This window comes from Rhodococcus sp. LMD, assembly GCF_056108245.1.
Window position 1 is genome coordinate 3516397 of record NZ_CM148557.1, and the last position, 14424, is coordinate 3530820.

Here is a 14424-nt window from a genome sequence, read left to right on the forward strand (position 1 = left end):
CCGCCAAGCGCACCCCCGGCTACCCGCGGGTAACTTTCACCTGCTCAGGCGCCCTCTCCCGGCAGGCACGGGTCGCCTACCGAAGCGTCCGTCCGAGCCGCTAGACTCGCGCCAGGTCATGAGTACCAGCGTGAAGCCCCGGCTTGCTGGTCGGCAACCCTCCGGCCAGGGTGGGGTGCTCCGGGTGATGACCCGGTCGTCCGGCGACACGCCGCACGACAAGCCGGTCCGATGGAGGTATTCGTCATGAGGGTTGTGATCATGAGCTGTCGTCACTAGCCGCCCCGACCTCCCGACCACGGCCAGTAAGGACATCATGACCGACAGCGAGAACACCCGGCGCGAAGACGGCTGGAGCTTCGAGACCAAGCAGATCCACGCAGGACAGCCCGCCGGCGGCGACACCCGCGCCCGCGCCCTGCCGATCTACCAGACCACCAGCTACACCTTCGACAACACCGACCACGCCGCCGCCCTGTTCGGCCTCACCGAACCCGGCAACATCTACACCCGCATCATGAACCCCACCCAGGACGCGGTCGAACAACGCATCGCCGCCCTCGAGGGCGGCGTCGCCGCCCTGCTCCTCGCCTCCGGCCAGGCCGCCGAGACCTACGCCATCCTCAACCTCGCCGCCGCCGGCGACCACCTCGTCGCCAGCCCCTACCTCTACGGCGGCACCTACAACCTGCTGCACTACACCCTGCCCCGCCTCGGCATCGAGGTCACCTTCGTCGACGACCCCGACGACCTCGACCAGTGGCGCGCCGCCGTCCGCCCCACCACCCGCGCCTTCTACGGCGAAACCATCGCCAACCCCAAAAACCACCTCCTCGACATCCCCGGCGTCGCCGCCGTCGCCCACGAGCACGCCCTGCCGCTGATCGTCGACAACACCGTCGCCACCCCCTACCTGATCCGCCCCCTCGAGCACGGCGCCGACATCGTCGTGCACTCGGCCACCAAATACCTCGGCGGCCACGGCACCGCCATCGCCGGGGTCATCGTCGACGGCGGCACCTTCGACTGGACCGCCGCCGGACCCGACGGCACCGCCCGCCACCCCCAGTTCACCACCCCCGACCCCAGCTACCACGGCGTGGTCTACGCCGACCTCGGCGCCCCCGCCTACGCCCTCAAGGCCCGCGTGCAACTGCTGCGCGACCTCGGCGCCGCGGTCTCCCCGTTCAACGCCTTCCTCATCGCCCAGGGCCTCGAGACCCTGAGCCTGCGCATGGAACGCCACGTCGCCAACGCCGGCAGGGTCGCCGACTTCCTCGCCCGCCGCCCCGAGGTCACCGCCGTCGCCTACGCCGGCCTCGACTCCTCCCCCTGGTACGAGCGCGGCCGGGCTCTGGCCCCGCGCGGGACCGGCGCGATCGTCACCTTCGAACTCGCCGGCGGCGTCGACGCCGGCAAGAAGTTCGTGAACGCGCTGACCCTGCACAGCCACGTCGCCAACATCGGCGACGTGCGCTCGCTGGTCATCCACCCCGCCTCGACCACCCACTCCCAGCTCACCGCCGCCGAACAACTCGCCGCCGGCGTCACCCCCGGCCAGGTCCGCCTCGCCGTCGGCATCGAACACATCGACGACATCCTCGCCGACCTCACCACCGGCCTCGAGGCGGTCGCGTCTTGACGGCGCGCGTCGACCGGCGCCACGTGGAACTGCCGCCGGAGGACGGCCGTCTCGGGACCGTCGACATCGGGCCGCTGACGCTCGAGTCCGGCGCCACCCTGCCCGACGTGACGGTGGCGGTGCAGCGATGGGGCCGGCTGTCGCCGTCACGCGACAACGTCGTCCTCGTCGAACACGCCCTCACCGGGGACTCGCACGTGACCGGGCCGGCCGGACCCGAACACCCGTCGCCCGGCTGGTGGACCGGGATGGTCGGTCCGGGCGCGCCGATCGACACCGACACGTGGTGCGTTGTGGCGACGAACGTGCTGGGCGGCTGCCGCGGCACCACCGGACCGGGTTCGCCCGCCCCGGACGGCAAGGCGTGGGGCTCCCGGTTCCCCGGCATCACGGTGCGCGACCAGGTCGCCGCCGAGGTCGCGCTCGCCGATGCGCTCGGCATCGACAGGTTGGCGGCCGTGACCGGCGGGTCGATGGGCGGCATGCGGACGCTCGAGTGGATCATCGGGTATCCGGAACGGGTGCAGGCGGCCCTCGTCCTTGCCGTCGGGGCCCGCGCCACCGCCGACCAGATCGGCACCCAGACCACGCAGATCGCCGCCATCACCGCCGACCCGGACTGGCAGGGCGGGGACTACTACGGAACCGGACGTGTGCCGCGGACCGGGCTGGGCATCGCACGGCGGATCGCGCACCTGACCTACCGGACCGAGGGCGAACTCGACACCCGCTTCGCGAACTCCCCCCAGGGAAGCGAAAACCCCTGGAACGGAGGGCGATACGCGGTACAGAGCTACCTGGAGCACCAGGCCGACAAACTCGTCGCGCGGTTCGACCCCGGTACGTACGTCGCGCTCACCCAGGCCATGAATCGGCACGACGTCGGACACGGGCGGGGCGGTGTGGCCGCGGCACTCGGCTCCACCCCGGTACCGACGATCGTCGCCGGTGTGGATTCCGACCGCCTGTATCCGCTGCGCCTGCAACAGGAGATCGCCGACGGCCTGCCGGGCTGCGACGGGCTGCGCGTCCTCGAGTCCCGGGACGGTCACGACGGTTTCCTCACCGAGGCCGGCGCCGTCGCCAAACTCCTGACCGAGCTCGTCACCCTCGCACGAGGCTGAGGGCCGCGCGCCGCCGGGCCGCCGCGGCCCGGCGGCTCATCCGGTGCCGAGCGGATCGATCGAGACCGCCAGCGCGATGACGAGTCCGCCCACGACGAGGAGCGCGGACACGTCGAAGGCCCGGCTGCGCACGGCGAGCACCCCGACCTCGTCCTCGGGGACCCACAGGCGCAGCAGACCGGCGAGCAGGGTGGCGCTGCCGAAGACGAACGCGCCACGACGCCACCGGTCCGCCACCACGAGGATCACCGCCGCAGCGATGACGACCGTCACCGCCAGCAGCGGTAGGTTCCGCCGGGCCAGCCGCAACCAGCGCTCCGCGCCGGCCAGGTGCACCACGGGCTCAGCGGCCGGCGAGCTGTTCGGCTCGCTCGACCACGTTCGCCAGCAGGAACGCACGGGTCAGGGGTCCGACGCCACCGGGGTTGGGCGAGAGGAACCCGGCCACGTCGCCGACGTCGGCGGCCACGTCGCCGCGCAGGCCCTCCGGGGTCCGGCTCACCCCCACGTCCAGGACCGCCGCACCCGGCTTGACCATGTCCGCGGTGATCAGTCCCGGCACACCCGCAGCGGCGACGACGATGTCCGCACGCCGTACCTCCGCCGCGAGATCCTTCGTGCCGGTGTGGCAGAGGGTGACCGTCGCGTTCTCGCTGCGGCGGGTGAGCAACAACCCGATCGGGCGGCCGACGGTGACGCCGCGGCCCACCACCACCACGTGGGCACCCGCGATCGGGACCTCGTACCGGCGCAGCAGATGCACGATGCCGCGCGGCGTGCACGGCAGGGCCGCCTCCTTGCCGAGAACCAGGCGGCCGAGGTTGATCGGGTGCAGACCGTCGGCGTCCTTGTCGGGATCGATGCGCTCGAGGGCGGCGTTCTCGTCCAGGTGCTTCGGCAGCGGCAACTGCACGATGTAGCCGGTGCAGCCGGGGTCGGCGTTCAGCTCGTCGATCACCGCGTCGAGCTGCTCCTGCGTCGTGTCGGCGGGCAGGTCGCGGCGGATCGAGTTGATGCCGACCTTGGCGCAGTCGTTGTGCTTGCCGCGCACGTACGCCGCGGATCCCGGGTCGTCGCCGACGAGCACGGTGCCGAGCCCGGGGGTGATGCCCTTCGCCTTCAGCGCGGCCACGCGGGCCTTCAGGTCCTCGAAAATCTCGTCGCGGGTCGCTTTGCCGTCCAGGATCGTCGCAGTCACGACCACCATTGTCTCAGGTCGCCCGGCAACGTCGGACGCAGCCTCACCGGCGGAGGTGCTCGCGTACCCGGACAGCCGCGCGTCCGGCACCGCACGGCCGTCCGCCCCGGGCGTGGACGGTCCCCGGCGGCACCGCCGGAGGTGCGGCTGGCAAGCTGAATCGGTGTTCCGAGTGATGTTCTACGAGCCGCGCATCCCACCCAACACCGGTAATGCGATCCGCATGGTGGCCGGGACCGGCTGCGAGCTGCATCTGGTGGAGCCGCTCGGATTCGATCTCTCCGAGCCGAAACTGCGGCGTGCGGGCCTGGACTACCACGATCTGGCGTCGGTGAGCGTGCACGAGGACCTCGAGACCGCGTGGGCCGCGCTGCGGCCGGAGCGGGTGTACGCATTCACCGCACATGCGAGCGTGTCGTATGCCGCGCTCGAGTACCGGCCCGGCGACGTGTTCCTCTTCGGGCCGGAACCCACGGGACTGCCCGACGAGGTGCTCGCCGATCCCCACGTCACGACCCGGGTGCGGATTCCGATGCTGCCGGGCCGGCGCTCGCTGAACCTGTCGAACGCGGCGGCGGTGGTCACGTACGAGGCGTGGCGTCAGCACGGTTTCGCGGGGGCCGTCTGAACCGGCCGGGCAACGGACCCATCCGCGCCGGGGACGGCCCCGAATCCCCTTCGACGCCGCGCGGAGCCTCGTCGTGGGGAAACGCCGCAACTGTGGGAACGTGGAACGGGGAGGTGGAGACGTCGTGACTCTTGTCGTGCTGGTCGACCGCGACGGTCGGGAAGTGGGAACGGCCGAGAAGGTGGCAGCGCACCGCCCTCCGGCTCCGCTGCATCGTGCTTTCTCGGCGTTTCTGCTCGATGCCGACGGCAACGTCCTGCTGCAGCGCAGGAGCCTGGACAAATACCACTTCGCCGGCCTGTGGGCCAACAGCTGCTGCGGGCATCCGCTCCCGGGTGAGAGCGTGCTCGAGGCCGCGGCCCGGCGCAGCTGGGAGGAACTGGGTGTGCACCCGTCGGGCCTGCGAGAGGTGGCCTCGGTCGTCTACTCCGCCCACGATCCGGGTTCGTCGCTCATGGAGCACGAATTCGACCACGTCGTCGTCGGACGCGTGCACACGGCGCCCCGTCCCGTCCCGAGCGAGGTGGCCGAGGTGCGGTTCCAGTCCCTCACCGAGGTCGTGCGCGACGTGGAGCAGTCCCCCCAGGTGTTCGCGCCGTGGATGCCGCACGTCCTCGGCGCGGTGCTACCGTCGCTGGCCCGGTAGGCCGGCGGCTCCGTCCCGGGCGACGGCCCGGACGTCGATGTCCCGCCTCTCGTTGCGCTGCACGAAGAACGGACTCCGCATCGAATCGTTATACGTCGTTATCATTTCGTGATTTTCCCGCGTCGGCCGTGACACCGGCGCCGGGGACTCTCGGTATCCGGACCGATTCCGGGGCACCCGGCGACGCGCTCGCCGCCCGGCAGTCGGACGAACGACTCGGAGAACAGACATGGCGGCACCACATCTTCCCCACCGTCCGAAGAATCCGTCGGCACTGCTCGAGGATCCACACGCAGGCGTCGCCCTCACGGGCGTCCTCACGGTCGTGGGTGCGCTCGTCGCCGTGGCCATGGTCGGTTCCGCGCTGCTGGCCGTCGCCCTCGCCGCCATCGTGGCAGGCGCCGTGGCGATCGTCGCCGCCGCGATCTGACGGCAGGCCGGACGCTCCCGTGCGAGCGCGCCCGGTCAGACCCCGACTTCCACGTCGCGGCCGGACTGCTGCCAGGCCACGGTTCCGCCGGTCACCGACACGGCGTTGATGCCACGTCCGACCAGATAGCCGGCGGCCTGCGAACTGCGTCCACCGACCGCGCAGATCACGTAGACCGTGTCCGCGTCCGGAATCTCGTCGGCGCGGGCGACGAACTCGCTGAGCGGGATGAGCGTCACCCCGGGCACCCGCACCTGCAGGTACTCGTCGCGCTCACGGACGTCGATGACGGGGGCACCGGCGGCGAGCGCGGTGTCCAGGGTGGCCAGGCCGACCTCACGCATCCTGGTCGTTCCTCTCCGGGTTCGGGACTGGTTCCGGTCTGCCCCGCCGCGCGACGAGCCGGACGACCACGTAGACGACGGCTGCGCACACGGCGAGAAACCCCACCCACGGTAACGCGACCCCCAGAGCGACCACCGACCCGGCCAGCGCCGAGCGCAACGCACCCCATCCGGCGAGGACCCCGTCCACGAAACTGTCCCGGTCCGCCCGGCGCTCCGCCGAGATCTCCACGGTCAGCGTGGACAGCTCGATCTGGTCGGCGAGGTAGCGCTGCTGGGCGACGAGACCGTCGAGTTCGCTCTGACGCTGCGCCAGCGCGTTCTCTGCCTCGATGAGGTCGGCGGTGGTCGCGGCCGAGGCCATCAGCGCGCGCAACCGGTCCACCGACGACTGCAGGGCCGCGATCCGCGCCTCGAGATCGGTGTACTGGAGCGTGACGTCCTCGCGGGTGGTGGTCAGGCTGGTCACGTCGCCGAGCCCGCGGATGTCCTCGATCGTCCCGGTGAGCCGGTCCGCCGGCACCCGGACGGTCAGCACACTGGCGGCGCCCGGCTGCTCGGTGACCGAGTCCACCCGGCCGCCGGCCGCCTCGACGAGCGTCACCACCTGTCGTCCGGCAGCGACCGGATCGCCGGCACGCAGCACCAGGTGCCCGGTGACGATCTCCTTGCGCGAAGTGGGCTGCGCGTCCGCAGGTGCCGATTCGCGGGTGCCGTCGGACAGGGACGGCTGCGGTGGTGCGGCCGCGGTTCCGTCACCCGCCCCCTCGCCGCCTCCGGCGCATCCGGCGAGGAACAGCAGGGCGAGCAGGATCACCAGCGGGCGTCGCATGCCGCAGGATGCTAACGGAAGTCGCGGGACTTTCCGGTGATGCGCAGATCCATGCGCTGCAACCGGTCCGCGACCACCGTCACCGCTCCCTCCGCGTTCTGCACCCGTCCGCGTACCAGCAGCGCCGGTGCGGTGTGCGCGAGCGTGCGGTACCGCGCCCACAGCCCCACGGAACACACCACGTTCACCATCCCGGTCTCGTCCTCGAGGTTGAGGAAGGTCACGCCCTCGGCGGTCGCGGGTCGCTGCCGGTGCGTGACCGCGCCCCCCACGAGCACCCGCGCCCCGTCGGCGACCTGCAGCAGCTGCGCCGCCGGCACGACGCCGAGCGCGTCGAGCTGCGGGCGCAGGAACTGGGTGGGATAGCTGTCCGGGGAGATCCCCGTCGCCCACACGTCCGCGGCGGCCAGCTCGACATCGCTCATGCCGGGCAGTGCGGGGGCCTGCGTCGACGCGCCGACGCCGGGCAACCGGTCCGGCCGTTGCGCCGCAGCCGCGCTCGCCGACCACAGCGCCTCCCGGCGGGTGATACCGAGGCCCCCGAGGGCTCCCGCCGTGGCGAGGGCCTCGGCCTGGACGGTGCTCAGCTCGACCCGCCGGGACAGTTCCGGGAACGACGCGTAGGGGCCGTGCGCCGTGCGCTCGGCGACGATCCGTTCGGCGAGCGCGTCACCGAGGTGGCGGACCGCGCCGAGGCCGAGACGCACGTCCCGGCCGCGGTTCTCGGTGGTGGCCTGGGCGAGGCTCACGTTCACATCCGGTCCGTGGACCACGACACCGTGACGGCGGGCGTCGGCGACGAGGGACTGCGGGGAGTAGAACCCCATCGGCTGCGCGCGCAGCAGGCCCGCACAGAATGCCGCCGGATGATGCAGCTTGAACCACGCCGAATAGAACACCAGGGCCGCGAAGCTCTGCGAATGACTCTCGGGGAAACCGAAATTCGCGAAGGCATAGAGCTTTTCGTAGATACGGTCGGCAACGTCGCCGGTGATGCCGTGCCGCTCGCGCATGCCGTCGTAGAGCCGGCCGCGCAGCCGTTCCATCTTCGCGGTCGAACGCTTGGCCCCCATCGCCCGGCGCAGCCGGTCGGCCTCGGCCGCCGTGAACCCGGCGGCGTCGACAGCCATCTGCATCAGCTGCTCCTGGAACAGCGGCACCCCGAGGGTGCGTTTCAGGGCCTTCTCGAGGCAGGGATGGTCGTAGGTGACGGGTTCGAGCCCGTTGCGGCGCCGGATGTACGGGTGCACGGACCCGCCCTGGATGGGACCCGGCCGGATGAGCGCCACCTCGACCACCAGGTCGTAGAAGACGCGTGGCTTCAAGCGCGGGAGGGTGGCCATCTGCGCGCGGGACTCGACCTGGAACACCCCGACGGCGTCGGCGCGGCGCAGCATCTCGTATACCCCTTCCTCCGCGAGATCGAGACGAGCGAGATCCACCGTGACTCCTTCGTGCTCGGCGACGAGGTCGATCATGTAGTGCAGCGCGGACAGCATGCCCAGTCCGAGCAGGTCGAACTTCACCAGTCCCGCGGCGGCACAGTCGTCCTTGTCCCACTGCAGCACGGTGCGGCCCGCCATCCGGGCCCATTCGACCGGGCACACGTCGGCGACGGGACGGTCGCAGATCACCATCCCGCCGGAATGGATGCCGAGGTGGCGCGGCAGTCCTTCGACCTGTGCGGCGAGCGCGAGGACGGACGGGGGGATGTCGGTGTCGGGCTCCTGTTCCACGCCGTGCCACCTGGTGACCTGGCGACTCCAGGCGTCCTGCTGGCCCTGCGCGTAGCCGAGGGCCCGCGCCATGTCGCGGACGGCGGACTTGCCGCGGTAGGTGACGACGTTGGCGACCTGAGCGGCGTGGGTCCGCCCGTACTTGGCGTAGACGTGCTGGATGGCCTCCTCCCGCCGGTCGGACTCGATGTCGATGTCGATGTCGGGGGGTCCGTCGCGTTCCGGGGACAGAAAGCGTTCGAAGAGCAGCTCGTTGCGGACCGGGTCGACGTTGGTGATGCCGATGGCGTAACAGACGGCGGAGTTGGCGGCCGAACCTCGCCCCTGGCAGAGGATGTCGTTGTCCTTGCAGAAGGTGACGATGTCGTGCACCACGAGGAAGTAGCCGGGAAAGTTCAGCCGGCCGATGACATCGAGTTCGTGCTCGATCTGCCGGTAGGCCGCCGGATCGTCCTCGGGGGTGCCGTAACGGTGCCGCGCCCCGTGCAGGGCGAGTTCGCGCAGCCGGCTGAGTTCGGTGTGCCCCTCGGGTACGTCGAACGGGGGCAGGTTCGGGGCGATGAGCCGCAGGTCGAACGCACAGTCCCGGGCGAGTTCGGCGGCCCGGCGGACCGCACCGGGGTGGGCGGCGAACAGGTGCGCCATCTCCGCGCCGGAACGCAGGTGGGCGCCCCCGGTCGGGAGGAGCCGGCCCGCGGCTTCGTCGAGACTCTGCCGGTCGTGGATGGCGGCCAGCGCTGTCGCCAGTCGCCGGCGGTCCGGCGTGGCGTAGTGGGCCGCGGTGCTGGCGATGCACGAAAGACCTCGGCGATCGGCGAGTTCCGCGAGCAACGCGTTGCGTTCGCCGTCCTCGGGGAGGCCGTGGTGCGTGAGCTCGACCGTGACCCGGTCGGCGCCGAAGCGCTCGACGAGGTCGCACAGGGCCGTCTCGGCCGCCTCGGGGCCCCCGACCTCGAGGGCTCGGCGGACGTGCCCGCGGCGGCAGCCGGTGAGGATCTGCCAGTGCCCGCCGGCCACATCGGTGAGCGCGTCGTAGTCGTAGCGCGGCCGGCCCTTCTCCCCACCGGTCAGATGCGCGGCGGCGATCTCGCGGGACAACCGCCGATACCCCTCCTGCCCGCGCGCGAGGACCAGGAGGTGCGTCTCGTCCGGCGCTCCGGCGGCGAGGGAGAGTTCGGCGCCGAACACGGTGCGCATCCCCAGTTCGCGGGCAGCTTCGGCGAAGCGCACGACGCCGTAGAGACCGTCGTGGTCGGTGAGCGCAACGGCTTCGAGGCCGAGACGCACCGCCTCCTCCACGAGTTCCTCGGGACCGGAAGCACCGTCGAGGAAGCTGAACGCCGAGTGGGCGTGCAGTTCGGCGTAGGGCACGACGGGCCCGTCGGGCGGCCGGACGCGCGGTTCGTACTCTCCGCGGGTGCGCGACCAGGCGGGACTGTCGCTGCCGTCACCGGGGAATTCCACGTCGCGTCGGGGCCGGCCCGACAACACGCGTTCGAGCTCCGACCAGGTCGGCGGCCCACTCCCCCAGCCCATCCCCGCACCGCCTTCGGCTCGACCGTCCTCGCTCATCGTACATATGTTCGAATTGCGCGGCCCGCCGGGCGGGACGGTCACCGCCGCAGTTCCGCCGACGTTCCCAGCCGCCCCAGCTTGTGGGGGTTGTTGACCGCGTAGAGGCGGGTGATCCGGCCGTCCTCCACCACCAGACTCACCGCAGCGGCTGCGCCCTCCACCTCGAAACGTGCGCCCGGCATCCCATTGAGCCAGGCACCGGCCGCCACGAAGCCCGGGGCCTGGGCGAGGCGGATCAGCAGCGCCGCCAGCTTCTCGGCTCCGGCGATCGGCTTCCGGGCCGCCGGCACCACCCCGCCGCCGTCGGCGATCGCCACCACGTCCGGGGCGAGCACCTCCATCAGGCCCTGCACATCGCCCGTCGCGAGGGCCGTCATGAACTTCTCGACCACCGCCAGCTGCTCGGCCGGCTCCACCCGCATCCGCGGTCGCCGCGCCGCGACGTGCCGGCGGGCACGGTGGGCGATCTGCCGGACCGCGGCCGGGGTCTTGCCCACCGCCTCGGCAATCTCGTCGTAGGGCGTATCGAACACCTCACGCAGGACGAACACTGCCCGCTCGACCGGACCGAGGGTCTCCAGCACGGTGAGCATCGCGATCGAGACGCTCTCGGCGAGTTCGGCGTCCTCGGCCACGTCGGGAGTCGTGAGCAGCGGCTCGGGCAGCCATTCCCCGACGTACTCCTCGCGTTGCCGCGCCAATGCCCGCAGCCGGTTGAGCGCCAGCCGGGTGACGATCCGCACCAGATAGGCCCGCGCGTCCCACACCTGCGTCCGGTCCACATCCGCCCACCGCAGCCACGTCTCCTGGACGACGTCCTCGGCGTCGGCGGCAGAGCCGAGCATCTCGTAGGCGACGGTGAAGAGCAGGTTGCGGTGGGCGACGAACGGGTCGTCGGTCACGACTTCGACGCTACGGCGAGCGGCTCGAGATTGCAGGCGGCGGACAACCCCTGCGACTCGATGCCGAACGCGGTGTTGGAGCGGGTCATGAAGTTCGTCAGCGCGATGTAAGCGGTCAGCTCCACCAGCGCGGCTGGGCCGAGTGCCTCCAGCAGCCGGGCCGACAATTCGTCGGTGACCGTCGGCGGCGTCTGCGTCATCGCCTCGGCGTACTCCATGACGTCGCGCTCCAGCGGCGTGAAGACATCCGACTCACGCCACCGTGGCACCTCACGCGCCTTCGCCACGTCCAACCCCTTGTTGTGGGCATGGAAGTAGCCGAGATCCAGGCAGAAACTGCACCCGACCAGGCTGGCCACCGCCATGTGGGCGAACGACTTCAGGTTCTCGTCACACCGGTCCCACTTCTGGATCCGGCGACCGACCCCGAAGCCGAAGTTCAGCACCTTCCGGTTGTGCCACATCACCCCCACCCCCTCGGGCACGTCCCCGAGCATCTTCCGGGACATCCGCTCGACGAGCGCGCCGTAGATGCCGGTCAGCTCCGCCTTCGGGATCCTGGTGCTGCTGGTCATGATTCCTCCTTCGGTTGCTTGCTCTCTCGGCATGGAGACACCGGCCACGAATCGAATGTGACATTCGAGCCGGAATTCACCGGGCCGGAAATCGCTGCCGAGGGACGGCTCCCGGCAGGGGACAGCCGTCGAGCACTCCACCGGCGTGGGTGCCGCCAAAACCGGACGACTGGTTTTTCGGTGGTATGCTGGGAGCGCTTCCAGAGACAGACCTCCGGGACGTGCCTTGTGCCGCGGCACGGACGGGCCTCTGGTGGCACCGCAGGGAGCGGAGGGGTGAGGGTCCGTTCGGGCAGGCTCGGGGGGCCGGCCCGAACGGACCACCCCCGGTCCGCACCCGGTCACGCAGGGCGGCCGACAATGCGAGGAGTGGAGATGACCCGGGACTGCGTCGGTGCACCGACCGTCGAGCCGGCAGCCACTCCGGCCGCTGCGAATCCGCCGTCCGAGGCTCCCGCGGTCGGGCGCCCGGCCCAGCAGCGCGCGATCCGGACCCGACAGCAGATCCTTCTCGCCGCCGCGCGGTTGTTCGCCGACAACGGCGTGCACGGCACGGCCCTCGCCGAGGCCGCAGCCTCGGCCGAAGTGACCAAGGGAGCACTGACCTTCCACTTCCCCACCAAGGACGCCCTGGTGCAAGCGTTGATCAGCGAACAGCAACAGCGCACCCGTGCCGCGATCGGCACCGTCCTGCACGCCGACGGCCCCGCCCTCGAGCAGCTGGTCGCGCTCACCCATGCGCTCGGACGGTTGTTCAGCGAAGATCTGATCGTCCAGGCCGGACTGCGGCTGACCGGCGAGTACGAACGCGCCGACCGCGAGGCCTACCGAAGCTGGATCACGGTGTTCGAAGCCCTGTTCCGGCGTGCGTCGGACGAAGAGGAACTGAGCGCCCGACTGGACCCGGCCGCGCACGCCCGGTTCCTCGTCTCCTCCGTCGCGGGGGTGTACCTGCTGTCGATGGTTCTCGCCGACCGCGCGGACCTCGAGGCCCGCCTCGACCAGATGTGGGAGCTGTTGCTCCCCAGCATCGTCCGGGCCGATCGGCACGATCGGATCCCGGCGATCCGCTCTGCGCGCTGACGGGTCCCCTGCCGGTTCGCGACGAGAAGGCGGTTCCCGCGGCACCGGCCGAGCCTCGGGCCCGGCAACCACCCGCTCGTCAGAGGAACCCCCCCGTTCGGTCCGCCGGGAGCACCCGCGCACACCGGTCCTTTCGGGGTTGTCCCCCAGTCCGATTTCCGGTGTGTGCCCGGATGTGCCGCCCCGCCCGCCGCAGCAGTATCGATCTCGTGAAGCGGGTCCTGCTGCAACTCTCCGGCGCGCTCGTCGCCGTGATCGTCGTCCTCACGGCGATCGCGGGCGGCCTCGTCGCGCACGCGTGGAACTCGGCGGTGGTCGACACCACCGGCCGGGTCACCTTCGACCGTGCGCTGCGCATCCCGCCGCTCGCGACGAGCACGATCGCACCCGACGGGGTCCGCGTGTTCGACCTGACCATGCAGCGCGGCACCACGGACCTCGGGCACGGTCCCGGCACCCGGACCTGGGGCGTGAACGGGTCGTACCTCGGGCCGACGCTGCGTGCCGGCCGCGGCGAACAGGTCCGGGTGAACGTCACCAACGAGCTCGACGAGGCGAGCACCCTGCACTGGCACGGCATGCACCTGCCGGCCGCCGTGGACGGCGGCCCGCACCAGCCGATCGCCCCGGGGGCGACGTGGAGTCCGCAGTGGACGATCGACCAGCCGGCCGCGACGCTGTGGTACCACCCGCACCCGCACGGCACCACCGCCGACCACGTCTACCGCGGGATCGCCGGACTGTTCCTGCTCGACGACCCGGCCGGCGGTCCACCCCTGCCCGACCGGTACGGGATCGACGACATCCCACTCGTGGTGCAGGACAAGCGGTTCGACCGTGACCAACTCGCCACCGACGGCGCGATGTTCGCCGCCGTCGGCCTCCTCGGCGACGAGATCGTCGTCAACGGCACCCCGCGGCCCTACCTCGACGTCACCGCCGAGCGGATCCGGCTGCGGTTGCTCAACGCCTCCAACGCTCGCGTGTACAACTTCTCCTTCGACACCGGTCTGCCGTTCCTGCTCGTCGGCACCGACGGCGGCCCGCTCACGAATCCGGCACCGATGCGCCGCATCCAGCTCTCCCCCGGCGAGCGCGCCGAGATCGTCGTCGCGCTGCCCGCGGGCGCGACGACCGTGCTCCGCAGTACCCCGCCGGACCTGGGTGCGGACTTCTGGCAGACCAGGTTCTCCGGCGGTGACGACGAGTTCGACATCCTCGAGCTGCGCGCCGCGCGCACGCTCACGCCCAGCACGCAGGTGCAGGGGGAACCGGTCACCCACGAGGATCCCGGTCCCCCCGCCGTCACACGGCACCTGGACCTCACCGGCTCCGGCACCATCGACGGCCGCGAAACGGACATGTCCCGGATCGACCAGACCGTCGCCGCCGGCGCCACGGAGGTGTGGGAGGTCCGCAACAGCAGCGGCACGATCCACAACTTCCACGTCCACGGGACGAGCTTCCGCGTTCTCGGTGACGGCCACCCCGCCCTGTCCGGCCCGAAGGACACCGTCTACATCGCACCGGGGCGCACCGTCCGGCTGCTGATGCGGTTCACCGGTCACCCCGATCCCGCGGCGCCGTACATGTACCACTGCCACCTGCTCCGGCACGAGGACGACGGCATGATGGGGCAGTTCGTCGTCGTCGACCCGGGTGCGGGACCGCCACCCGAACCGCCCGCCCACACCGCCGTCCACGAGTAG

At 71.3% G+C, this 14424-nt stretch carries 14 protein-coding genes and 1 riboswitch; of the genes, 7 read left to right on the plus strand and 7 right to left on the minus strand.

Translation table 11 applies throughout. The annotated features are described in order from the left end of the window. Positions 1-114 precede the first annotated feature (114 nt). Positions 115-230, plus strand: a riboswitch (SAM riboswitch). 86 nt (positions 231-316) lie between these two features. Both ACWPQI_RS16250 and metX read left to right on the plus strand, forming a co-directional pair. Continuing rightward, positions 317-1642, plus strand: coding sequence for a bifunctional o-acetylhomoserine/o-acetylserine sulfhydrylase (locus ACWPQI_RS16250; RefSeq protein ID WP_234575025.1), 1326 nt, complete (start codon positions 317-319; stop codon positions 1640-1642). Positions 1643-1665: 23 nt separating this feature from the next. Further along, positions 1666-2766 carry a homoserine O-acetyltransferase MetX gene (gene metX / locus ACWPQI_RS16255; protein ID WP_029540125.1) on the plus strand — a complete coding sequence of 367 codons (1101 nt, stop codon included), beginning with the start codon at positions 1666-1668 and terminating at the stop codon, positions 2764-2766. Between the two features lie 36 nt (positions 2767-2802). Here metX and ACWPQI_RS16260 read toward each other — a convergent pair whose 3' ends face one another. Then, entirely contained in the window at positions 2803-3105 is a 303-nt protein-coding gene (locus ACWPQI_RS16260) for a DUF3017 domain-containing protein (protein ID WP_010595525.1), read from the minus strand. Positions 3106-3109: 4 nt separating this feature from the next. Beyond that, complete coding sequence (locus ACWPQI_RS16265) at positions 3110-3964, minus strand: bifunctional methylenetetrahydrofolate dehydrogenase/methenyltetrahydrofolate cyclohydrolase (protein ID WP_010595526.1); 855 nt, start codon at positions 3962-3964, stop codon at positions 3110-3112. A 163-nt stretch (positions 3965-4127) separates the two neighbouring features. Between ACWPQI_RS16265 and ACWPQI_RS16270 the strand changes: the two genes are divergently transcribed. The 3 genes from ACWPQI_RS16270 (at position 4128) to ACWPQI_RS16280 (ending at position 5668) form a co-directional block, all read left to right on the plus strand. Continuing rightward, complete coding sequence (locus tag ACWPQI_RS16270) at positions 4128-4592, plus strand: tRNA (cytidine(34)-2'-O)-methyltransferase (protein WP_010595527.1); 465 nt, start codon at positions 4128-4130, stop codon at positions 4590-4592. Between the two features lie 124 nt (positions 4593-4716). Further along, positions 4717-5238 (plus strand): isopentenyl-diphosphate Delta-isomerase, encoded by a 522-nt coding sequence (gene idi / locus ACWPQI_RS16275; RefSeq protein WP_040272413.1) that lies wholly within the window; start codon positions 4717-4719, stop codon positions 5236-5238. Between the two features lie 229 nt (positions 5239-5467). Beyond that, entirely contained in the window at positions 5468-5668 is a 201-nt protein-coding gene (locus ACWPQI_RS16280; RefSeq protein WP_010595529.1) for a hypothetical protein, read from the plus strand. A 35-nt stretch (positions 5669-5703) separates the two neighbouring features. On the opposite strand, the gene ACWPQI_RS16285 is transcribed toward ACWPQI_RS16280, so the two are convergent. The 5 genes from ACWPQI_RS16285 to ACWPQI_RS16305 form a co-directional block, all read right to left on the minus strand. After that, the gene (locus ACWPQI_RS16285; protein WP_010595530.1) at positions 5704-6012 is read right to left on the minus strand and encodes a rhodanese-like domain-containing protein; all 309 of its coding nucleotides are present in this window, start codon (positions 6010-6012) and stop codon (positions 5704-5706) included. Beyond that, the gene (locus tag ACWPQI_RS16290; protein WP_010595531.1) at positions 6005-6844 is read right to left on the minus strand and encodes a DUF4349 domain-containing protein; all 840 of its coding nucleotides are present in this window, start codon (positions 6842-6844) and stop codon (positions 6005-6007) included. Before ACWPQI_RS16290 ends, ACWPQI_RS16285 begins: the two co-directional genes overlap by 8 nt. Positions 6845-6855: 11 nt before the next feature. Continuing rightward, positions 6856-10116 carry an error-prone DNA polymerase gene (locus tag ACWPQI_RS16295; RefSeq protein WP_026137510.1) on the minus strand — a complete coding sequence of 1087 codons (3261 nt, stop codon included), beginning with the start codon at positions 10114-10116 and terminating at the stop codon, positions 6856-6858. 77 nt (positions 10117-10193) lie between these two features. Next, positions 10194-11057: an RNA polymerase sigma-70 factor gene (locus tag ACWPQI_RS16300; RefSeq protein ID WP_010595533.1), complete on the minus strand. Its 864-nt coding sequence runs from the start codon at positions 11055-11057 to the stop codon at positions 10194-10196. Continuing rightward, positions 11054-11632 (minus strand): carboxymuconolactone decarboxylase family protein, encoded by a 579-nt coding sequence (locus ACWPQI_RS16305; protein ID WP_010595534.1) that lies wholly within the window; start codon positions 11630-11632, stop codon positions 11054-11056. The genes ACWPQI_RS16300 and ACWPQI_RS16305 overlap by 4 nt, the downstream gene beginning before the upstream one ends. A 375-nt stretch (positions 11633-12007) precedes the next feature. On the opposite strand from ACWPQI_RS16305, the gene ACWPQI_RS16310 reads away from it, so the two are divergent. Next, positions 12008-12715, plus strand: coding sequence for a ScbR family autoregulator-binding transcription factor (locus ACWPQI_RS16310; protein WP_010595535.1), 708 nt, complete (start codon positions 12008-12010; stop codon positions 12713-12715). A gap of 173 nt (positions 12716-12888) precedes the next feature. Next, the gene (locus ACWPQI_RS16315; RefSeq protein WP_059174395.1) at positions 12889-14424 is read left to right on the plus strand and encodes a multicopper oxidase family protein; all 1536 of its coding nucleotides are present in this window, start codon (positions 12889-12891) and stop codon (positions 14422-14424) included.